The following is a 22437-nucleotide window of genomic DNA, read 5'->3' as shown; positions in this document are numbered from 1 at the left end:
GTTCACAATCCACTCAAATTGATCTTATGTACTAAACCACTACGACGGACTGTTCGAATTGTAAGTGCTTGTAATAACGCACTTGGATCGGCCAAAAGTGTGACTACTTTTTTAGCACGAGTAATCGCCGTATAAATTAGTTCCTGACTCAGCAATTTTTCCGCTGCTTGATCAAGTACCACTGCAGTATGACTAAACTCAGAACCTTGTGATTTATGAATGGTCAGAGCGAAAGCCGTTTGCATATTTCGAGGCAAACGATGTGCAGCAATCCATTTATTTAAACTTGGAAAAAAAACCTCAAATTGCTGCGACTGACTACGATGTTTAAAGCAAATCCCAATATCACCATTGGATATCCCAAGTTGATAGTCATTATACGTCATCATCACAGGACGTCCCACGTACCAATCCCCGATCGCAATCTGTTTGAGTTGTTGATTCAACCATAGTTCAGCAAAACGATTCAGTTGTTCTATACCCACAGGGCCATGGCGTACCGCGGCTAAAATTCGATAATCATCAAAGGACTGAATCACTCGCTCAATTTCATGTTCGGGTTCAAGCGATTGTAGATAAGCTTTTAACGCATCCACATAGCCCTGAAAACCATACATCAATTTTTGTTGATACGGTTCAACTTCAAAATCAGACTGTTGCGGTAAATACTCCAGTTGAATCAGATCTGGCATGCACTCTGACAACGCAATGGCTTGCAAGCTTGAAGGTGCGACTATTTCCGATTCAAGTTTGGGCAGCACAGCGTGATGTTCTATTTGATCTTGCTGAGCTTGGATAAACCGTGCCAACTGTCCAATTTTGGCTTCATCAGAGAAACGGCGACTATTTTTCAGTTGTACTCGATTTTCGGTCAAGGCTTCGACCTGTTGTAAATCTGCCAAAACTGAACCGACATCGACCGAAGCCAATTGATTGGCATCACCCAATAAAATAATACGACACGAGTCAGGCACAGCTTCCAACAATAAAGTGGCAAGATTGAGATCCAACATCGATGCTTCATCGACCACGATGACATCATAAGGTAAAGGCTGTTTGGCGTGAAAGCGAGGAACCTGCTGATGTCCTAAACCGAGTAAACGGTGCAGTGTTTGTGTATTTTGATGACGTAATTCATCGGTAACTAAACCTGATTCAAGCAGTTTGGGATCATTAAATGAGTTTTGCAATGCCTCTTGCATCCGTTGCGCCGCTTTACCTGTGGGTGCAGCCATGGCAATACGAATATCAGGAATCATCTGATTCAGCGCCGCAATAATTCTAGCCAAGGTATAGGTCTTACCTGTACCTGGTCCGCCGGTAATAATACTGAGCCATTGTTGCATCGCCATTTTCAAAGCCGCTTGTTGATATTCATCATTCAATAAGGCTTGATAGCTGGAAATATCCATTGCTTGAGTCGTTTGTCGCTTTAATCGACAAATCTGATCAGCGAGGCGTTGTTCTAAGTTCCAATATCGGTATAATGCCAAGCCCTGCTGATCATAGACGCATGGGGCAACTTGAATCGCTGCGATTTCGCTGCTTACAGCCAAATCACCCAAAGCTTCAAGCTGTGTTGAATCTGTTTCAATACAACTGTCGCCTTGCAAGCTCGCTTCAATCAGTTGTTGTAAAGTATGTGATGCGCTAACTGCTTGAGCAGATTGAGAAAATGGTGCTTGAGTGAGGTAGTTACTCCACATACTCAACCATGGCAATACTTCCGACTGATGACTAATTTGTTTGTCCACAGAGTTATCCTCAAACTTACCCACACGCTTGTCCACAAGTTTATGAACAGACTTATCCACAAAATAAGTTTTTGTTTAATTTAAAATCATTCACTTTATCTACACCATTTTTCCAGATTTATCTTCAGTAAAATACCCAAGAATTGCATCTAAACGTAGGATAAATTCGTCCTCAGGTTTCCAATAGAAACAACCCTGCTGTGCTTGTCCATTCATGCCCCGTAAATACAGATAAGACGCCCCACCTAAATGCTGCTGCATATCGTAGTTTTGCAATTTCACCTGCAAATAACGATGCAATGCCACCAAATATAATGCCGCTTGTAGCCAATAACTCGACAACGACATACTTTCAGCAATCTGCATCACTTGATAATCAGCCTGATCACTGCCTAAGTAATTACTTTTATAATCGGCAATATGGTAACGCTGCCCATCAAAATACACCAAGTCAATCGAACCATTGAGATACCTCGCTGATTTGGCTTCAAGCAACTCAGGCATTTGGATATCGTATTCTTCAAATAGTTGTTGCACTCGCTGCATAGCAAGGACACGATCAGACAAGGCCAAATAGAATGGGCATTCAGATAAATATTGCCCTGTCATCAATTGCTGTAATTGAAAGCCCTGATTGAGTGGTGTCGCCAAGACTTCACGCAGCCATGCTGCCATCCATTGATACAGTTGCTGCTCGGCATTGTCCTGCTCTGGAAAATGCTGTTGATATTGATTGAGTAAATCCAACCATAAATTTTGGTAAGTATTTTTAAAACGGCGGCGAATTTCTACTATCCATGTTTCAGGATGTTGAAAATCAATCTGTTCAAAGATTTCATGCAGGAAATTCCCTGCCAACGTCCCTTTGGGGAAATACTGTTTAATCCAAGCAATCGGCTCAGCGCTTGCTATGTTCTCCGCGAGTTGGAGGTCTAATTCATCTTCAGCTTGATCAAAATCCTGATTCATATTGGCCAAACGATCAACATGATTGGCTTTGTGTTTTAAGTGTTGTGCCAAATAGCTAAAGCTGGTTTTAGCACGTGCATAAAACCGCTGTTCGGGTAAAGGTCGTGCAGCGAGCATTCGCTTTTGTTGGGTGTGTTGAAGATGTAACGCTTGTGGTCGCTCCAAGACCAAAGCCTCTTCAGCACTGCATACATGCTGAAAAGCTTCACCTTGATTCTTCCAAAACGCCAAACCTGATAGTTTATTTTTATCACCCTTTTCAGGCTCGAACACTGCATAGACGCGATGACTAGCACGCGTCAGTGCCACATACCACAAACGATTTTGCTCCGCCAAAGCACGTTGTTGATGTTGATCCAATTCAATTTGTTGTAGAAAGTTTTTATCTGCGACCGCCACCACACGCTGCATTCGCGTTTGCCCTGTCTCAGGTAATTGAGTCTCTATGGTAGAAAAATTAAGCGTTTTCTGTTGTTCTGAAAATGGCTTATTTGCGCCCAATAAAAAAACAATCTTAAACTCTAGGCCCTTGGACTGGTGAATCGTCATTAACTGCACACCCGCCTCACTGGACAGTTTATGTTCCAACTCCCAGTCCCGATCACTAGGTGAATGCAGCTGTTTTAAATACCAGTGATACAGGTTTTGTATGCCTTGCACACGCTCACTATGCTGACTCAAAATATCGGTGAGATGACGTAAATTCACTACCGCACGTTCATTTTCTTTACTTTGCGTTGCAACCAACTGTTGCCAAATACCAAACTGATTCAAGCAACGCTGCCAAGCTGATAAAAAACCTTGATTCAACCACATTTCACGAATGGCATCGAACTGTTGAATATACTGACTCAGTCCTTCAGCACTTTGTTCCAGTGCTAAAAGGCGGGTTAAATCAAAACCGAATAAACGGCTCAGTAACGCGCGTTTTAACTTGGCTTCATCATAGGGATGAAGTAGAGCGGTTAACAATGCACCCACATCCTGCGCAATCGCTGAATCAAAAACACTGCGTTTTGATGGACGATTGACTCGAATGCCCAAGCGCTGTAACACATATTGCACTTCATCCAATTGACGGTGGCTACGTGAAAGCACCGCAATATCATCTTCACAAATGGCTATGCGAGCATCACCCTCTAAGTACAATTGCTGCAAATGGGCTTGGTTGAGTAAGCTCTGAATTTTCCAAGCCACTTGGGTTGCTTGTTCATTGCCGTCTCGTAGCTGTAACCAACGTAAAGGGGTCGGGTTGATGTGCTCATTTTCAATTAAAGCAGGATGTGGACGTGAACCTGCCTGAATTGGGTCATAAAGTACCTGCTCACCAAAATCCATGTGTCGTTGAAACAGCACATCCACCACCTCGACCAACTCTTTGACCGAACGATGGTTATGAATCAATTTATACTCACGCCCCTGCTTGGCCATAATGTCTTGATAGGCATTCAGGAAGGTCAGCATATCCCCACCACGGAAACCATAAATCGCTTGTTTACGGTCCCCCACCATAATCATGCAACCTTTTTGATAGCGTTGTGGATGCCGCCAAATACTGGCTAACATATCATCTTGGTCTTGGTTGGTGTCCTGAAATTCATCCACTAAAATCAACGGGTAACGTGCCTGCACAAACACCGCAAAACGTTGTCCTTGCTCACCTTTTAAGGCTTCTGATAGGGTTTTGATTTGCTGAGCAAAAGTAGTTTCACCTTTTTGCTGCAATACTTGTGGTAAACGCTTCTTCACTTCGAGACACAAATAGGCTTTTAAATAAACCTGCAACTGTTCGAACTGCTGTTGTGTCTGTTGTAGGGACTGACAAAGTTTTTGAAGTTGTAAAACCGTTGGATGTTGATAAAAACCCTCTGCAATCTCCGCAGGGCATTTTTTAAAAATCTTCTGTTGTTCTAATTTATCTAAAAATTTAAACACAGCGTCACGTGCATCTGCAAAATACTGATCAAAAACCTGCACATTCTCGGTATTCGCAAGGGCTTTTAATAGCTTTGGTAATGCTTCGCAGAATAATTTATTAAAAGCGTTGTTACGGAAAGAAGTGCCATTAATATGTGAATAATAAGCACCATCTAAATGGAAATATTCTGCAAAAGTACTGAGTTCAATCTGCTGTGCTTGTTGTTGCCACAGTTGTAATTGCGCAAGCTCAATCTCTGGCATATCAGGCAACTTAAACTGGGCGGAGCTAAAATTCAGCGAGCTTTCCACCATTCCTACAAAATGATCGATACTTTTAAGTCCACCCACGGTATACAGTGCATCAATCACCTGTTGCGGCTGAGATTGTATCCATTCTCGTAACACATCATGAATCAGTTGACGGGTATAACTTTTCGCATCTTCAGTAATCTGGGCGCGCTCAATTTTGCCACTTTCAAAAGCAAATTCTCTTAACAGCTTTTGGCTAAAACTATCCAATGTACCAACGAATAATTCATCCAACTGATCAATCACTAATTTCAGCCGTTCACAGGCATAAGCAATGCGCGGCGCAAATGTTTGTAAAATATGTTGTTTAAGTGGATCAGATTCCTGCGCTGCAAGTTTGTAAATATCGGCGTCTAATAGCGTGCGGAATGGTTCTAAATATTGATGGACCTCCACCAAACGCGCACGAATGCGGCTTTTGAGTTCTGCGGCAGCAGCACGGGTAAAGGTTGTGGCAATCACTTGATTGGGTAAATATTTTTCTAAAAATATCCGTACCATCAAACTGGATAAAGTATAGGTTTTCCCCGTTCCAGCCGATGCTTCAATCAGATGCAAACCTTCAAACTGGATGTCGCCAATGGGTTGATAAGACACTGGATATTGTGATTGCATGTCTTACTCCACCCGTAAAAATTCAAAAATCGGTTGATACAAAGCATAGGAATAGTGATCACAGGCATATCCCAATAATGCAGTTGCATCTTGTTCCTGTAGAATAAATTGCCAGTCACGATGTAGCTTGCAGGCTTCATTTTGGGACATATCAAACCCTGAAAAATCACCCGTATCATTCCAGTCTTTCAATATTTGCTTTTGACTGTCTTCGGCTAAAATATGCTGATCACCCTGTTCTATCCATTCATAACGTTTAGCTTTTTCGAGCGGCTTCAACAATAAAGCTGCTGATAATACGATAGGCTGCTGCTGAGCAGTTTGCCAAAGCTGTAACCATGCTTGTAAATAGTGATGTGCTTGATGAGAATTCAAACCTTCACAAATCACAGTTTGATCACTAAATACGACAATACGGCGTTTCTCAGTTGCCGAGTCATGATTCAATATCGTCAACCAAAGTAAATATTCCAGCCACACTTTGGCCAGACGTTTTGCGCGCGCACTGGATGCATCTAGGCTGACCCAATCTTGTGTCAGATGTTTTGGTGTTACGCAGCCAATTTGTAATTGTTTTGAAACGCGCCACACACGTTGCGTGGTTTCAGTGGGCGCTGAGGCATATTGTTGCAATCGCTCCAGCAGCCGTTGTTGCTCCAAACAACTTTGTTGCCATGCACTTTGTTGTACTTTGCCGACAGGAAGTTGATCTTGTAATAGGCTGGACGACGCCGCTTGACTATTCTGAGCAAAATCCTGTTGTTGTAGAAAATGTCGAATCGCATATTTACCCAAGCCATCTAACAGTAAAGGTTCTGTTTGATCAACTAACTCTGTTGCGCTGAGGTTTTCCACCCCCAAGGTTTTCAAATACAGCCGTGCTGGAAAAGTCACATCCTGAATCCATTGACGACTATCCAGAATCGTCATTTCATTGTTTTCAATTGGGTATGAGGTATTCACCCATGCTTGGCGCTCACCTGTCGCTTGCTGAATTTGTGAAGCCACTTTAAACCACTGATCTTGGTAACGCACAGGACGTTCTGCGATAAAACCAAGCGGATCAAAAGGCTGTAAGCGATGCAGGTGATAAAGTGGATACAGTTGTGAGGGGATTTGGAGTTTTTCATAGTCTTCCCCAAAAGAATCCAAGGAAGTCTCTCCCTCTGGGAGAGATTTAGAGAGAGGGGCTTTCACAATCAAAGCCAAATGATCTCGAAAACCCTGCAACACACTGGATGGTTCTCGAACTTCGCCATCATTAATATCAAAGCCATTATAAAATAACCATAATTGCTCTTGAGCCAACAGTACTGCATCCAAAAAGGCACCTTGATCGTCTTCCAGACGGGAACGATCACCTAACTGTTGGCGTAATGCATCCATTAAATCAAATGGAATATGGCTGTCCCGATTTGGGAATTTACCAGTATCTAAATTCAACAGCACAATTAACCGATAAGGAATCGGACGAATCTGCCCGATCTGACTAAAAGTAATTTGCCCTGTCGGCTCAACTTGTGCTGACTGACTTTCTAAAGTGCGTTGTATTTCTTCTAGAAGATAAGGCAGCGGCAATGAAATTTGCCGTAACTGGGTTTCGGCATCATCGTAATAACTGGCCAAGGTCAGCATTCGTTCTTGCTTTTGCACGATTTCGCGAACGGCTTTTAAAGCCGTCACATCGGCCTGTTCAAACTCCTGAACTTCTGCCTTGATCCGTGTTAACCATGTTTCTACAGGTAAACGCTGACCTTGCTTATGTACGGTTAACCAGTCACGTCGAGCTGCCAGATCCTGATAAATCTGAATCAGAATTCCAATTAACTCAAAATCGCTCGGCTGCACCCCCGCATAACTCAAAGTCTGTTGCACCATCACATGTGCAGGTACAGCAATCCCTAAAGCCAAACGGTCTAAAGCAAATTTAAAACTATAACGATAGTCTTGATCAGCCTCAGTGAGACTCTGTTTTAAATGTTCCGCATCCAGACCACGCTTAAAGCCAGCATCACTTAACAACGTCAATGTTCGTTGCACTTGGCTATAATCTAGGCCATAACGCTGTTGTGTTGCTGACAAATTCAACCAATCGGCGAACTCATCTTGCGTAAAACGTCCTTGAGTCAATTGTAAGCGACCTAACACCGCCCGCCATGCATTCAACGCATCTAACTGCGCGACCCCTGCTATTTTGATCGGCAAAAATACCTCATGCTCATTGGGCACAGCAGGAAAAACACTGCGAATCAACGGTTCTAACTCCGCCAAATTCGGGGTCAGAATCAGCACATCACTTGGACGACGAGCTGTGTTGTCCGCTTGAGAAAGCCAATGCACTAACTGTTCTTTTAATACCTCAAGTTGGCGCAAACTGGAGTGACAGACATGAAGTTGAATCGACTCATCATCGGCAGCTAATTCATACTGTTGGGGTATCGGTTCAGCCAGATAGAAAATATCCGACTGGATTTGACCAAGTAAGCTGTCTGGAAAGTAATCTTCAAATGCATCAACCCAATTGCCCTCTTCCCCTGTCGCTAGTTGCGATAACAGCGAAAAATGATCACGTGCCTGCTTGCCTAAACGCGTTAACAAAGGATGCCGTGATTCACGATTTAAGGCATTAAAACCTAAACTAAAGCTTTCAAAAAATGCGGCAATTTGCGCATCTGTCGCTTTCGGATTCTTCACAATGAAACGTTCTTTCACCCCCAAATCATAACGTTGCTTCCAAAGCGGATCGACACTATCCGCCCAATATTCCTGTGACGGGTTATAGTGCAAAATTAGCACTTCAAGATATTGCCCTAAACGACGTAAGAACTGTAATTGGCTAGGCGGGAGATCTAAAAGCGTGAAAACGATGACCTGATTCGGAAGTTGAGCCAACGCCTGCGATCTTGTCTGCTCATTGTCCAGAAGTTTCCAGAAATCAGCATCAATACTTTGCATTTCCAAAAAGTCAGCATGAAAATAGTTGTGCCATAACCAACGTTGCCATGCTTCTAATTGCTGGGTCTGATTGAGCGTAAAAGCCGAAATTTGTTGATCTGAGTGAGAAATCAAATTTTCAATATCGAGCGCTTGATTTTGTCCCCAAGTCGACAACCAATTACTTGAACAGGTGCAATCATGCTGACAACCACGTTGGCAATAACCACGGTAAATCATATAGTTATTGAATAACTGTGAAACCTGTTCAGCTACCCAATACAACATGCTTTGCTTTTTAAGCTGTTTTTCTGTGCCCTGCTGTAACTGATCGGCACTGTCATAGATACGCTGTACGATTGAATAGAGAGGATGTTCTTCAGCAAGTGTGAGTTGCTCAGAGTGAATAAAAGGCTGCAAGGCTTGATGTATCCGCCATTTTAAAATCAAGCGCGGAATATTGGCTTTACGTACCTTCTCTTTATCATCGAGGACTTGTTGGTAGGCATACCATTGGAAACCACGAATTCTCTGATGGAATTGATAATTCGCAGTCATGCCCTGTTGTTCAGCAATTTTCTGCGTTAACCATTGTTCTTGAGCAGGACTAGGGACAATAAAGTGTTGCGTTTTAAACACTTGAAATGGTGAGGTGCTTGGTTGAGTGATGGATGCCATCACGCCTTGCAATAATACTTCAAGGCGTTGACTTTGGATAACATGAATCGCCATGCGTTAATACAACCTCATCAAAAAAGCACCATTTCACATGCACAAAATCGTACATAATCATTACTATACAAGCTTGTAGAACTATGTCACGTTAATCAAACAATGAAATATAAAAATTGTTTTGAAAACTGTTATTTAATAAGGTTGAATAAAGTATTGTTGACTATTTATACATACACCCCAAAAAATCCCATATTCAAAGGATAGACTTAGGTATCACTTTATGAAAATTGAAAAAACGCCTGACTTTATTGACCCAAGTTTAAATTTGGAACAAATCCGTAAGGAATGCTTGGAACGTACAAAAAAAACTGCTTATTATTCAGCGGGTGCAGCCATTATACCCATCCCATTTTTTGATGTTGTTGTTGACTTGAGCATGCTGACCCAAGTCATTCCGGATATTAACTCTCGCTTTGGTCTAGCACCTGAACATATCAGCGTCTATGACCCAGAAACCAAAAAAATCCATTGGAATGAATTACGTAAACGTGGTTTTGAGTTTTCAGGATTCCTGGTTGCACGCACTGCTATGAAAAAATCCTTTAATGGTTTCTTTGCCAAAATCGCCACCAAACAAGTGACCAAATTTATTCCTCTAGGCGGACAAATTATTGCAGCAAGTTTAGGGTATTTTATGATGAAAAAAATCACCGAGCTGCATATCGAAGATTGCTATAAATTAGCAAAACGTATTCAACAAAAAAGCCTTGCGCTCAACTAATATAAATTTCGACGTTATAAAAAGATAGTTAGACTTCTTTCATCAATCCCTTTTGTTTCTCCAACTACGAGAAATACACCAAGGATCTCAATAATGATAAAAGAGGTCTTTGTTCCCTTTGAGGCGACCTGTCTCAGAGGGAAGTACGGACTACATAAAAACAACAGAAGCATTAATATTCACTTAATTTTTTAAGTTTAGATCAAGATTGTATTTTTATTCTCCATCACACGATGACAAATGAATGATGGAGAGTCGTTGTGCAACACGGACCAACAACGTCAAAGATACGTGCAATTTTTAATGTCACCAGCGGGAATTTTCTCGAACAATATGATTTCTTCCTTTTTGGGCTTTATGCACAAGCCATAGGTCAAACCTTTTTCCACTCCGATAGTAGCTATGCGGCACTGATGAAAACCTTTTTGGTCTTTGCCGTAAGCTTTCTGATGCGCCCGATTGGCGCCCTCGTCCTAGGGCCTTATGTTGATCGCATAGGCCGTCGTAAAGGATTAATGGTCACGTTGAGCATCATGGCCGCTGGCTCTTTGCTGATCGCGCTGACCCCAGGTTATGCCAGTATTGGATTTGCAGCCACGGTTTTAATCTTCGTCGGCCGTCTGGCTCAAGGGTTCTCAGCAGGTGTCGAACTCGGTGGTGTGTCTGTCTATTTATCAGAAATAGCTGAACCACATAACCGCGGTTTTATTACCAGTTGGCAATCTGCCAGCCAACAAGTGGCTGTTATTTTTGCTGCTACTTTAGGTTATTTGGTCAGCTTGGCATTTACCAAAGCACAAGTAGATGCTTGGGCGTGGCGTATTCCCTTCTTCGTCGGTTGCGCTATTATTCCGTTCATTTTCTGGTTAAGGAAATCTTTGCAAGAAACAGAAGCATTTAGCTCCCGCAAAGAGCACCCAAGTACTCAACAAATTATGGCGACACTGGCTGCGAATTGGAAAATCGTACTGCTGGGCATGTGTATGGTCGCAACCACCACCACCATGTTTTATTTTATTACGGTATATACACCGACCTACGGTAAGGAAGTGCTGCATTTAAGCAGTACCGAAAGTTTAATCGCAACCGTCATGGTGGGTGCAAGCAACTTTTTACTGTTACCGATTGGTGGACATCTCTCAGATAAGTTTGGTCGAAAACCACTTTTGATCATTACAACTGTACTGATTTTTATTAGTGCCTATCCTTTGCTCAACTGGTTAGCACATGACATCAGTCTTGCGCATATGTTGATGGCACTGTTGTGGTTATCACTACTCTATAGTTTATACAATGGTGCGTTGGTGGTTTCATTAACCGAAATGATGCCAAGCTCAGTGCGTATCGCAGGGTTCTCCGTCGCCTATAGCTTAGCAACTTCAGTCTTTGGAGGCTTAACCCCTATGATTGCCACTTATCTTGTTCAAGAGTCTGGCAGTAAAAGTATGCCTGCTTTTTGGCTGATGTTTGCCGCGATCATTAGTCTGATTGCCACATTGATCGTGTTTCGTCAGCATCAACGTGTTACAGCCAAACCCTCTTCTATACAAGCAGGCTTGGCTCAACACACTTAATCAACGGTAATGTCCACAACTATAATAGGCAAGCTGAGCGTCTAACCCGCGCCCAGCTGTTTTAATATCGCCTTCAACACTTCAATACGTGCACTATATTTATCATCCGTTGCAATCACATGCCACGGCGCATCTTTGCTACTTGTACGTTCAAACATGTCAGCTGCAGCATCTAGATAGTCGTCCCATTTTTCACGGTTACGCCAATCTTCTTCTGTAATTTTAAAACGTTTATGCGGTGTCTGTTCCCGCTCTTTAAAGCGCAATGCTTGTTCATCTTTGCTAATGGCCAACCAAATCTTAACAATGACAGTTTGACTATCAATTAAGTTCTGTTCAAAACGATTGATCTCATCATAAGCTCGTTGCCATTCAAGCGTAGATGCAAATCCTTCAACACGCTCCACCAGCACACGCCCATACCACGTCCGATCGAAAATGGTGATTTTGCCACTTTCATTGAGTCGATTCCAAAAGCGCCATAAATAAGGGCGGCGTAATTCATATCGCTCAGGTGCACCAATACTATGAATTTCATATTCACGCGGATCTAACTTTTTCACGATCCGCTTAATAGCACCGCCTTTACCTGCCGCATCAATTCCCTCAAAAGCAATAATTACTTTACGCTCATCACAACGTAATGCCTCAGCAACTTTTCGGGTCAGCTCATTCAATTCATCTTTATAATGTTCTTTTTCTAACAGCTGTTGCGCTGGCTGCATGAGTACTTGAGGAATCTCTGCCTGCTGCCATGTTTTTGCTGCGGATGTTTGATGTTCTGGTAAGGCTTGCAAAGTCTGTAACACATACTGAGCAAAACATTGATCCCGACGTTTTTCATCTTCGCCATCGATGATAAACCAGTCCTCAGTAAAACGTTGACTGAAGCTTTGCAAAGTCTCGTATTGCTTTTTATTGCGCCAATCCAATCCATGTAATTTATGCCAATGCTGCTCAGATGGATCAACTTGGTCTAGACGTTTTTGCAATGCTTTCCAAGACAGATCAAACCAAACTTTAATCACATGTACATGGTTCTGCTGTAAATCATGCTCGAATGCCCGCATTTTTTCCACATAACGATCAAATGTTTTGTCATCCAAAGCCTTCGCATCCTGCATCGCAGTTGCAAGTAAATCACTATACCAATTGCCAAACATCACCACGATTTGACCTTCAGCGGGAATAAATCGAGTATAAGACTGCCAAAATTCTTGGCTATTTGACATACGTTGCGGTGCATCTGCTTTGACACGTAGATAACGTGGGTCGACCCACTCTCTTAACTGTTTAACCGCTTCGCCCTTACCAGCCAGCTCAATGCCACTGACCAGCACTAACACACTTTTTGCATTTTTTTGATCACGGCTTTCTTTTAATGCGTACTGCGCCTCAATCAAATCTAAAGAAAGTTCATTTTCATCACGTAATTCAAATACAGCTTGTTGTTCACTCATTTTTTGCTCTAAGTGTATGATTTATTAAAATTGAGTATAGTCATAACTAAAATAGACTTTAAAAAAACAAATGTACAATTTCTGTAGAGAAAAATGAATGTATATCTATACTGACCAATTGTTAAGCATTTAGCATTTATGTTGTCATGGTTCTTGGGTATCATGCAGCCTATGATTTCATGATTTTATTTTTCTTTGAGTTCGAATATGTCAAAACTCGCTGCATTTGATGATCTTTTATTACAATATCAAAATTTGAATTACCACCAAGATCCAGCGATTGCCCAACGTCTACATGATGCACAAGCATGGATGAAAGCTCGCATTGCTGCAACGCATCAAGACTTTTTTGCTCAGCCTGAAAATCAACTGATGGCGCAATATTTTTTAAATCGCTTATATGGTGGGCCTGATTTTGATGCCATGGCACAACAAATCGAACGCTTACTGAAATATGCCCACAAAGCGGAAAGCCTACTTCCTGAAAATGCCATTAAAACGGGCACAAAGTCAGTTAGTCTGGCGGTACTCGCGACACGGTTGGATGAGCAAGTCGCCATCCAACTCTTACAAGACTACCCTTTAGACACACCGATAACCGATGAAATCATGCGCCAGACACTGGTCAAACTTGATCAAGGTGAAGCGCGTTATGAACAATTACAACTACTCGATGAGTTAGGCGTAACCTTAGACAAATATATGCGTTCTACCATGATGTACGCTGCTTTTAAGATGTGCAAAGGCATTGCCAAAAAATATCAATTTGAAGGGATGTACGAATTCATTCAAGAAGGTTTTGCTGCAATGAAACCCTTAAAATCTGCTGCGGTTTTTATTCAAGCGTTTACTGAAAAAGAGCGTGAAATTATTAACAAAGTTCATGCTGGGGATCCTGCTCCATTTCAAGTATAAATAACATACGCCCTCCCTCTTCCATAAGAGGGAGATTTTTCTCAACATAATTCAAAATAAAAACCCTTTTGAGAAAATGAGTTTCTGTATATTATTCATAACAATTACATGTCAAAGCCTGTAAAAAATTACAAAATCTGTCATCATGCATGCTGATTCGTGCCGCTAGAACGAAAGTTTAGGAGAAAACAATGTCTAACGAAAACCAACAGCCCACCCCAGAAGTTGAGCAAAAACCAAGTTCAGACAAAGTCAGCCCATTCCTAAGCTCACCCCTTCCTCAAGGCACACCACAAGGCCAGCAACAAACATTACAACAAGGTCTAACATCGACACCGACAGGTTCGGTACCGAAATACAACTTACCGCGTGGTGCAAATACAGGAAATGTCGGTGAAACCACTCACTTTGGTTATCAAACCGTAAGTAGTGATGATAAAGCACAAAAAGTTGCAGAAGTCTTCCATTCGGTTGCGAGCAAATACGACATCATGAATGACCTCATGTCATTCGGTATCCACCGTCTCTGGAAACGTTTTGCGATTAATATGTCTGGTGTTCGTCGTGGACAGCACGTATTAGATATCGCAGGCGGTACAGGTGACCTTGCAAAAGTGTTTAGTCGCGAAGTAGGTCCTCAAGGCCATGTGGTCCTTTCAGATATTAATGAATCCATGTTGAATGTGGGCCGTGATCGTCTAATTGATGCGGGCTGTACCAACGTTGATTTTGTACTTGCCAATGCAGAAACTTTAGAACCATTTGCAGACAATAGCTTCGATTTACTGACCATCAGTTTTGGTTTACGTAATGTGACCGATAAAGATGCTGCCTTACAAGCGATGTATCGTGTCCTTAAGCCAGGTGGTCGTTTATTGGTACTTGAGTTTTCAAAACCTGTGTTTGAACCTTTCTCAAAACTTTATGACTTTTATTCATTCACGGCACTCCCGATCATGGGTAAATTGGTCGCGAATGATGCTGAAAGCTATAAATACCTCGCTGAATCGATCCGTATGCATCCTGACCAACGCACCTTAAAAGGGATGATGGAAAATGCGGGCTTCCAAAGCTGTGACTACCACAACTTAACAGGTGGTATCGTGGCTGTTCACCGTGGATTCAAACTGTAAGGTTCAGATTTTAAGGAATTCGCAATGTGGTCGATTTTAGCACTCGGTGCAATCGAACGACTCATTCATCATGTGATTGATTTGGATGCGATTACACGCGTTCAACTCAATCAACTACAAGGTCAATTATTGCGAGTGGTGATCGATAGTCCCCAACTCTCTGTTGATGTGTTTTTTGATGAAAATAAAGTTCGACTGGAACCGACGGTGACAGGACAGAGCCAAGCACCATCCATCTTTGAACAACGACCTTTTGATTCTCAGAATAAACTCACTGATGCAACGGCAACCCTACATGTTGAAAACGTAGTGGAGCTAGTCAAATTATTACTTAGTGATATGGATCAAATTGGCAATATCCCTCTGCAAGGCGACTATCACTTACTACAAGAAATTCAAAGAATTATGCAACAGGCGGAACCTGATCTTGCGGCGCATTTATCGCCTTGGATTGGACCGCAACTGGCACATGAACTTGGTAAAATTCAGCGTGCGCCACAACAGTTAAAACGTTCATTACAAAGCCATTTGTTCTTTGTTGAAGATGCGTTAAAAGAAGACAGCGGGATATTTGCCCCACGTTGGCAAATGGACGATCTCAATCGTGAAACACGCCAACTCAATCAAGAAATTGATCGCTTAGAAGCGAAATTTCAACTGTTACAAGCACAGCTCAACTCACAACATCAACCCTCACACGACTAGGTAAGACTGTATATGATTCCGCATATTAAACGGTTATTTGAACTTTGGCAGATCGCAGCACATTATCGGCTCGACACCTTGTTCCCCGCGGAAGAATTACCTGTAAAAGCCCGTCATGTCTTAAATGTGATTAAAACACATCCTGCTGCATGGTCGAGTCGTGAGAAAAAGAATCCACTTAAGCTCAAAGAAGCCTTAGAAGATATGGGGCCTTTGGCAATTAAGCTGGGGCAACTCCTCTCTACCCGTCGTGATCTGATTCCACCTGAAATTTTATCGCAATTGGTGTTATTGCAAGATCAAGTTAAACCGTTTGATGTACAACTAGCAAAACAACGGATTCAGGAATCATTAAAAGCAGATGTTTCCACTTTGTTCTCTCGTTTTGATGAACAACCGCTTGCTGCTGCGTCGATTGCACAAGTACATACCGCCGCCCTGCATGATGGTCGTGAAGTGGTGGTTAAAGTCACTCGTCCCGATATTCGCAATCAGATTTTACAAGACTTTGAAATCCTCGCTTGGCTCGGGGATTGGTTGGAAAATCGTTTAGAAGCGGCACGCGCCCTACATTTATCTGAAATTATTCAGGACTACCGTCAGATCATTTTAAATGAACTTGATCTCAGTCTTGAGGCCGACAATACCCGTCGTATGCGCCATTACTTTACTGGTTCAAGCATGATGTATGTGCCTGAAGTCTATATGGACAGTAAAGACGTGATGGTGGCTGAGCGTATCACAGGTGTACCGATTTCTGATCTCGCGACCTTTGACCGTTTAGGCATGGATCGTGCTGATCTGGCAGAAAAAGGCTTAACCATTTTCTTTACCCAAGTGTTCCGTGACAACTTCTTCCATGCCGACATGCATCCGGGCAATGTCTTTGTTGAAACAATTAACCCAAACAATCCTCGCTTTATCGCGTTGGACTGCGCGATCATGGGTGAGTTGTCAAAACATGATCAAATGACCATTGCACGAATGTTACTTGCGGTGATGAATAGCAACTTTATGCAGTTGGTTCAAATCGTTCATCAAGCGGGCTGGATTCCACCGGGTACAGATCAAGATGCCTTGTCTCGTGAGATGCGCCGTACTGTTGGACCAATGGTCTCTAAACCAATGGATCAGCTCGACTTCGCCGGGATTTTGATTCAAGTCATGGATATCGCGCGTCGTTTCCATTTGGAAATTCCACCGCAGTTGATGTTACTCCTCAAAACACTGGTCCACGTTGAAGGCTTAGGTACGGATCTTTATCCTCAACTCGACATCTGGAAGCTGGCTAAACCAATTCTGACCGAATGGGTCAAAGCCAATATGAATCCAGTCAAAAATATGAAAGAGCTTGGCCAGCAGATTCCCGACCTATTAATGGGCGCCCAAGATTTGCCAAGCCTACTTATTGATAGTCTAAATGGTTTAAAAAACCAATCTGCATGGCATGACAAACAGCTCAAAGAAATTCAACAAATGCGCTTACAAATGCAACAGCAGCAGCGCCGTAGTTGGATGTTCGGCAGTAGTATGTTGATTTTGCTGACCATTGCGATTATTAGTCCGTGGTTAATCTCAGTTATCTTAATCGTACTGAGTGGACTTCTCGCATTTTGGCGAGTGGTCAAATAGCATAGATATTTACCAACACCCTCACTACAACATTAATTTTCATCATTTGATTATTTGGCATACAAGTTGCTACTTCATAATTATAAAAATCAAAGATGATTTTTTAATTCACGGCCAATGACGCTCGTAAAACTGCTTGCTCCATAGATTACATATGGATTGAGTGGTGGAAGGGCGCTGTCATCTTTTTATCTGCTTTACCCTACAGCCTCCCCCTCTCACCTCTCGCTCGCATAAATAAAATATTGATCAGCATAAATCATCTGGCTAATGGCCAAGAGACAATCTGAATAGGGGTCTAACGATTATGTCACATTTAGTCAAATCAACATGTTTAATGATGTGTATGACTGCCGCGGTATTATCGCTGAGCGGATGTGGTAAAAAACCTGAAACTGCAACGAATGCATCTTCAAACACAGCAACCGAGGCTGAAAAAACCAATCTCAAACTTGGATTTATTAAACTCACCGATATGGTGCCTTTAGCAATTGCCCATGAAAAAGGCTATTTCCAAGATGAAGGATTAAATGTGCAACTTGAAGCACAATCAAATTGGAAAGTTCTCTATGACCGTGTTGCTGGTGGGGAATTAGACGGTGCTCATATGCTCGCAGCGATGCCACTAGGCTCGATGACAGGCATTACTGGAAATAAAGAAATCATTGCCCCATTTACACTTTCCTATAATGGTGCAGGCATCACCGTATCAAATTCAGTCTGGCAAAAAATGAAGCCAAACCTAAGCATGGAAAATGGTAAGCCGAAGCACCCGATTAGTGCTGAAGCATTAAAAGTGGCTGCAAATGAATCAAAAGCTGCGGGTAAGCCATTTAATTTGGGTATGACATTTCCAGTGGGTACACATAACTACATGATGCGCTATTGGCTTGCTGCAGGTGGTGTCAATCCGGGCGTATACGATGCAAGCGATACTTCGGGTAACAAAGGTGCAGATGTGATGCTCTCGGTGGTGCCCCCACCACAAATGGTTGCCACCATGGAAGCGGGAACGACGATGGGTTATTGCGTTGGTGAACCGTGGAACCAACAAGCCGTGGTTAAAAAAATTGGCGTTCCCGTAGCCACCTCTGATCAGATGTGGAAAGACGGTACAGATAAAGTGTTTGGAATGACCAAAGACTTTGCCGAGAAAAACCCAACAACAACCATAAAAGTCGTCAAAGCATTAATTCGCGCCTCTTATTGGTTAGATCAAGACAATAATGCCAATCGTGCTGAAGCGGTCAAAATCATTTCAAGACCGAACTATGTCGGCGCGGATGAAGCTGTGATTGCCAACAGTATGACAGGAACCTTTGAATTTGAAGCAGGTGATAAGCGCCCCGTCCCAAATTTCAATACCTTCTATAAAGGTCAATACGGCATTCCGTATTACTCAGATGCAGTCTGGTGGTTAACCCAAATGCGTCGTTGGGGACATGTGCCTGAAACCAAGCCAGATCAATGGTATTTAGATATGGCGAAAAAAGCCTATCAACCAGAAATCTATGCGCAAGCAGCCAAAGAACTGATCGCTGAAGGCAAAATGAAAGCGGAAGATTTCCCTGACCTCAGCACCGCGACCTATATCAAAGCACCAGAAACTAGCGCTTTGGATGGTGTTACTTTTGATGCAAATCAACCTAATGCTTTCTTGGCATCCTTTAAAATTGGTTTGAAATAACTCTCTACGAACATGGGATAAGTGATGCCTGATTTGAAAGGCGCACTTATCCAGCCAAGACTATATTGATGTTATAGGGGGAATTTTCATGAAAAAACTATCAATAAAAGCACGTCATTCTGTATTAAGCGTCATCTTGCCGATGATTGCAATTCTTGTATTTTTAGGGGTTTGGCAAGGTGCGTCGCAACAGATTCAAACCAATATTGGCAACCTACCCGGCCCTGTGGAAGTGTTTAATGCCTTTAAAGGTCTAATGGCTGAGTTTTTCAATCAGCGAGAAGCTGCGAAAAGCTTTTATGCCAATTTACCCGAAGGATCGACCGCCATATTTAGTGGTCCTCCAACTTTTTTTGATCAAATTCTGACAAGTTTAAAAACGGTGCTAACCGCCTGTCTGATCTCTTCAATGATTGCCATTCCAGTGGGTTTACTCTGTGGTCTAAGCCCTAATTTTTATCGTGCTTTAAATCCACTTATTCAGATTTTCAAACCGATTAGTCCACTGGCGTGGTTACCGATTGTGAGCTTATTGGTTGCGTCCTTATATGTAAATCCAGTAGAGGGGCTATCTAAATCATTTGTCATTTCAGCCATTACCGTCGCGATGTGTACCATTTGGCCTACCCTGATTAACACCATGGTCGGCGTAGGACAAATCAGCCAAGATTTTATCAATGTCAGTAAAGTATTGAATCTCTCTTGGTACACCCACCTCACCAAAATTGTATTGCCTGCAGTTATCCCAATGATATTTACAGGTTTACGCCTGTCTGTCGGAGTGGGTTGGATGGTCTTGATTGCAGCTGAAATGCTTGCCCAAAATCCTGGCTTAGGTAAATTTGTTTGGGATGAATTTCAAAATGGCAGCAGCCTATCAACTTCACGAATTTTCGTTGCCGTCATCACCATTGGTTTGATTGGTTTTGCGCTTGATCGAATAATGCTCATGCTACAACACCGTTTTAGCTGGGACAAATCTCTTGCCGCTCGCTAATAAGGAATAGACATATGAGTACAGCATATCTTTCTTTACAACATCTCGATATGGTGTTTGAAAAAGACAGCGGTGGAACTTTTACCGCTTTACAGGATATCCATCTCGATATTCATCAAGGTGAGTTTGTTTCATTAATTGGACATTCTGGTTGCGGAAAATCAACTGTTTTAAATATCGTTGCAGGTCTATACCAAGCTACGCAAGGCGTGGTGTTACTGGATGGCAAAGAAGTCAATACGCCAAGTAGTGATCGTGCAGTGGTATTTCAGAATCACTCACTACTCCCGTGGCTAAGTTGCTATGAAAATATTGAACTTGCAGTCAATTCTGTGTTTAAAACGCAAATGAGCAAAGCCGAACGTCATGACTGGATTATTCACAATCTAAACCAAGTCAATATGCTGCATGCCAAAGATAAATTACCGAGTGAAATTTCAGGGGGAATGAAACAACGGATTGGGATTGGGCGTGCACTAGCAATGAAACCTAAAGTTTTATTACTCGATGAACCATTTGGCGCTTTAGATTCGCTCACACGCAGTACGCTACAAGATGCATTAATGCAAATTCAGGCAGAGCTGAATAACACCATGATCATGATTACCCATGATGTCGATGAGGCCGTATTGTTATCTGACCGCATTGTGATGATGACCAACGGACCTGCTGCGACCATTGGTGAAATCTTGACGGTTGATCTGCCTCGCCCTCGTGATCGCCTCGCTTTGACTGAAGATGCACAATTCAATCATTATCGGGGTGAGGTGCTGGCGTTCTTGCATCACAAACACAAACATGTCGAGGCTTAAGCTCTGTTGAGCAATCCATGAATCGGTTTCCGATACTTCCTTCAAAAGCTAAACCTGCAAGAGCGTTTCCAAAAACGCTCTCAGGGCGCTTTTGCCCCCTATGATCACCAACGTCAAGTTTGATTTGTCTATAAAACAAAGTATTATGCTTAAACGATATAATGACTTAACAATGATATAGAGATATCTGTGTTCTTACACAAAAGAACATGATGATGGAAAATATTCATTCAAAAATAATATGAAAATACCCCATTTTGCGATTATTGGCGCAGGTACAGCAGGACTCGCAACCGCAATTCTACTTGCACGCGAAGGCAATCAGGTCACCATTTTTGAACAAGTCGATGAACTATCACCTGTCGGGGCTGGCTTATTGTTACAACCTGCTGGTTTGGCGGTCTTTGAACATCTCGGTGTACTTGAGCATGCCTTACAGCTTGGAGCGAAAGTCACAGGCTTAGAAGGACAACTCCCCAATAAACGACTTTTGGTCAATAGTCATTACCAGCAAGCTGCTCCAAAGCTCTATGGTCTAGGCATTCATCGTGCCACCCTCTGTCATGTGCTCACACAAAAACTGGCTGAATATTCAAATCAAGTGACATGGCGGATGAATCACAGCATTGAACGAATTGAAGAACGACAAAATGAAGTTCGATTATTTGGCTCATCCAGACAACATAATATTGATGACTGCTTTGATGCGGTATTGATTGCCAATGGCGCACGTAGTCAACTACGACCTAAACAATGGGTGAAAGTCGATCAAGCATATCCGTGGGGCGCAGCGTGGAGCATCGTACCTGAATGCTTGACACTGAATCCTGAAATTTTGCATCAGTTTTATGATCGCTCAAAAATCATGATGGGTGTTCTACCCACAGGCGCAATCCCCTCTGCACCGCAGCAACGGCTTTCCAGCGTATTTTGGAGTCTGCCAACGCCACAGTTACAATCCTTTTTAAAAGATGAACAAGCAAAACAGCAATGGCTACAACAGGTGTCAGATCGCTGGCCTGATGTCGCAGAATGGCTGAAACAGATTGTCTACGATGAACAAATCCAACCACAATGGTTGTCCGCACAATACCGTGATGTGGTGATGTCGCAATATGGGCAAGGACGAATTGGGGTGATTGGTGATGCTGCACATGCCATGAGTCCACAATTAGGGCAAGGTGCCAATATGGCACTATTAGATGCGTGGGCTTTTTCTCAATCCGTACAACGTACCAAGAAAAATCAACAAATAGATTGGGCAATGCTGTGGCAGCATTATCATCAGCATCGTCATTCTTCAACCCAGTTTTATCAGTTCCTCAGCCGTTTACTGACACCCCTTTATCAATCTAATCATTGGTGGGCAAGTGGCTTACGTGACCTCACTTTTCCTTGGATGTATCAGATTCCCTATTTCCGCAAGGAAATGGCAATGACCATTTCAGGTTTAAAAACGGGTTTATTTCAGCAAATGAGCTATCAACAAATTGCTGCATATCAACAAAATGAAAATATATTGCTTCAAAACAATCAATCGTTGCCTGAATATGACTAACATCAAA

The 22437-nt window shown here is 42.5% G+C and carries 14 protein-coding genes; 10 read left to right on the top strand and 4 right to left on the bottom strand.

The window, feature by feature from the left end:
* Window positions 1-2 precede the first annotated feature (2 nt).
* The 3 genes from recD to EXE30_RS07700 all read right to left on the bottom strand — a co-directional run bounded on the left by recD (window position 3) and on the right by EXE30_RS07700 (window position 9233).
* The gene (gene recD / locus EXE30_RS07710; RefSeq protein ID WP_407641637.1) at window positions 3-1754 is read right to left on the bottom strand and encodes an exodeoxyribonuclease V subunit alpha; all 1752 of its coding nucleotides are present in this window, start codon (window positions 1752-1754) and stop codon (window positions 3-5) included.
* A gap of 99 nt (window positions 1755-1853) precedes the next feature.
* Window positions 1854-5567, bottom strand: coding sequence for a UvrD-helicase domain-containing protein (locus EXE30_RS07705; protein WP_130161902.1), 3714 nt, complete (start codon window positions 5565-5567; stop codon window positions 1854-1856).
* A 3-nt stretch (window positions 5568-5570) separates the two neighbouring features.
* Window positions 5571-9233 carry an exodeoxyribonuclease V subunit gamma gene (locus EXE30_RS07700; RefSeq protein ID WP_130161901.1) on the bottom strand — a complete coding sequence of 1221 codons (3663 nt, stop codon included), beginning with the start codon at window positions 9231-9233 and terminating at the stop codon, window positions 5571-5573.
* A 223-nt stretch (window positions 9234-9456) separates the two neighbouring features.
* On the opposite strand from EXE30_RS07700, the gene EXE30_RS07695 reads away from it, so the two are divergent.
* Window positions 9457-9957, top strand: a complete 501-nt coding sequence (locus tag EXE30_RS07695; protein ID WP_121929806.1) for a hypothetical protein — start codon at window positions 9457-9459, stop codon at window positions 9955-9957.
* Between the two features lie 260 nt (window positions 9958-10217).
* Complete coding sequence (tcuC, locus tag EXE30_RS07690; RefSeq protein ID WP_130161900.1) at window positions 10218-11531, top strand: MFS transporter; 1314 nt, start codon at window positions 10218-10220, stop codon at window positions 11529-11531.
* 41 nt (window positions 11532-11572) lie between these two features.
* Here the strand turns inward: tcuC and pap are convergent, their stop codons facing one another.
* The gene (gene pap / locus EXE30_RS07685; protein WP_130161899.1) at window positions 11573-12991 is read right to left on the bottom strand and encodes a polyphosphate:AMP phosphotransferase; all 1419 of its coding nucleotides are present in this window, start codon (window positions 12989-12991) and stop codon (window positions 11573-11575) included.
* A 207-nt stretch (window positions 12992-13198) separates the two neighbouring features.
* Between pap and EXE30_RS07680 the strand changes: the two genes are divergently transcribed.
* From EXE30_RS07680 to EXE30_RS07645, 8 genes are all read left to right on the top strand, one after another.
* Window positions 13199-13906 carry an FFLEELY motif protein gene (locus EXE30_RS07680; RefSeq protein WP_130161898.1) on the top strand — a complete coding sequence of 236 codons (708 nt, stop codon included), beginning with the start codon at window positions 13199-13201 and terminating at the stop codon, window positions 13904-13906.
* A gap of 191 nt (window positions 13907-14097) precedes the next feature.
* Complete coding sequence (gene ubiE / locus EXE30_RS07675) at window positions 14098-15039, top strand: bifunctional demethylmenaquinone methyltransferase/2-methoxy-6-polyprenyl-1,4-benzoquinol methylase UbiE (protein WP_004668404.1); 942 nt, start codon at window positions 14098-14100, stop codon at window positions 15037-15039.
* Window positions 15040-15063: 24 nt separating this feature from the next.
* The gene (locus EXE30_RS07670) at window positions 15064-15744 is read left to right on the top strand and encodes a ubiquinone biosynthesis accessory factor UbiJ (protein WP_121929811.1); all 681 of its coding nucleotides are present in this window, start codon (window positions 15064-15066) and stop codon (window positions 15742-15744) included.
* 12 nt (window positions 15745-15756) lie between these two features.
* On the top strand, window positions 15757-17376 hold the full coding sequence (locus EXE30_RS07665; protein WP_130161897.1) for an ABC1 kinase family protein: 1620 nt from the start codon (window positions 15757-15759) through the stop codon (window positions 17374-17376).
* Window positions 17377-17683: 307 nt separating this feature from the next.
* Window positions 17684-19063: a CmpA/NrtA family ABC transporter substrate-binding protein gene (locus EXE30_RS07660; protein WP_130161896.1), complete on the top strand. Its 1380-nt coding sequence runs from the start codon at window positions 17684-17686 to the stop codon at window positions 19061-19063.
* Between the two features lie 88 nt (window positions 19064-19151).
* Window positions 19152-20060: an ABC transporter permease gene (locus tag EXE30_RS07655; protein ID WP_130161895.1), complete on the top strand. Its 909-nt coding sequence runs from the start codon at window positions 19152-19154 to the stop codon at window positions 20058-20060.
* Window positions 20061-20074: 14 nt separating this feature from the next.
* The gene (locus tag EXE30_RS07650; protein ID WP_005194803.1) at window positions 20075-20872 is read left to right on the top strand and encodes an ABC transporter ATP-binding protein; all 798 of its coding nucleotides are present in this window, start codon (window positions 20075-20077) and stop codon (window positions 20870-20872) included.
* Window positions 20873-21113: 241 nt separating this feature from the next.
* The gene (locus EXE30_RS07645) at window positions 21114-22430 is read left to right on the top strand and encodes an FAD-dependent oxidoreductase (protein ID WP_130161894.1); all 1317 of its coding nucleotides are present in this window, start codon (window positions 21114-21116) and stop codon (window positions 22428-22430) included.
* Window positions 22431-22437 lie beyond the last annotated feature (7 nt).

The sequence above is a fragment of the Acinetobacter halotolerans genome (assembly GCF_004208515.1).
GTDB lineage: Bacteria > Pseudomonadota > Gammaproteobacteria > Pseudomonadales > Moraxellaceae > Acinetobacter > Acinetobacter halotolerans.
The sequence above is the reverse complement of the archived record's forward strand: the minus strand, read 5'-3'. Positions and strand labels throughout refer to the sequence as shown.

What these genes read in the sequence shown, in the direction of transcription:
- EXE30_RS07705 (WP_130161902.1), bottom strand. Translation starts at nt 5,567, where the DNA reads ATGCAATCACAATATCCAGTGTCTTATCAACCCATTGGCGACATCCAG.
- EXE30_RS07700 (WP_130161901.1), bottom strand. Translation starts at nt 9,233, where the DNA reads ATGGCGATTCATGTTATCCAAAGTCAACGCCTTGAAGTATTATTGCAA.
- EXE30_RS07695 (WP_121929806.1), top strand. Translation starts at nt 9,457, where the DNA reads ATGAAAATTGAAAAAACGCCTGACTTTATTGACCCAAGTTTAAATTTG.
- pap (WP_130161899.1), bottom strand. Translation starts at nt 12,991, where the DNA reads ATGAGTGAACAACAAGCTGTATTTGAATTACGTGATGAAAATGAACTT.
- EXE30_RS07680 (WP_130161898.1), top strand. Translation starts at nt 13,199, where the DNA reads ATGTCAAAACTCGCTGCATTTGATGATCTTTTATTACAATATCAAAAT.
- ubiE (WP_004668404.1), top strand. Translation starts at nt 14,098, where the DNA reads ATGTCTAACGAAAACCAACAGCCCACCCCAGAAGTTGAGCAAAAACCA.
- EXE30_RS07670 (WP_121929811.1), top strand. Translation starts at nt 15,064, where the DNA reads ATGTGGTCGATTTTAGCACTCGGTGCAATCGAACGACTCATTCATCAT.
- EXE30_RS07665 (WP_130161897.1), top strand. Translation starts at nt 15,757, where the DNA reads ATGATTCCGCATATTAAACGGTTATTTGAACTTTGGCAGATCGCAGCA.
- EXE30_RS07660 (WP_130161896.1), top strand. Translation starts at nt 17,684, where the DNA reads ATGTCACATTTAGTCAAATCAACATGTTTAATGATGTGTATGACTGCC.
- EXE30_RS07655 (WP_130161895.1), top strand. Translation starts at nt 19,152, where the DNA reads ATGAAAAAACTATCAATAAAAGCACGTCATTCTGTATTAAGCGTCATC.
- EXE30_RS07650 (WP_005194803.1), top strand. Translation starts at nt 20,075, where the DNA reads ATGAGTACAGCATATCTTTCTTTACAACATCTCGATATGGTGTTTGAA.
- EXE30_RS07645 (WP_130161894.1), top strand. Translation starts at nt 21,114, where the DNA reads ATGAAAATACCCCATTTTGCGATTATTGGCGCAGGTACAGCAGGACTC.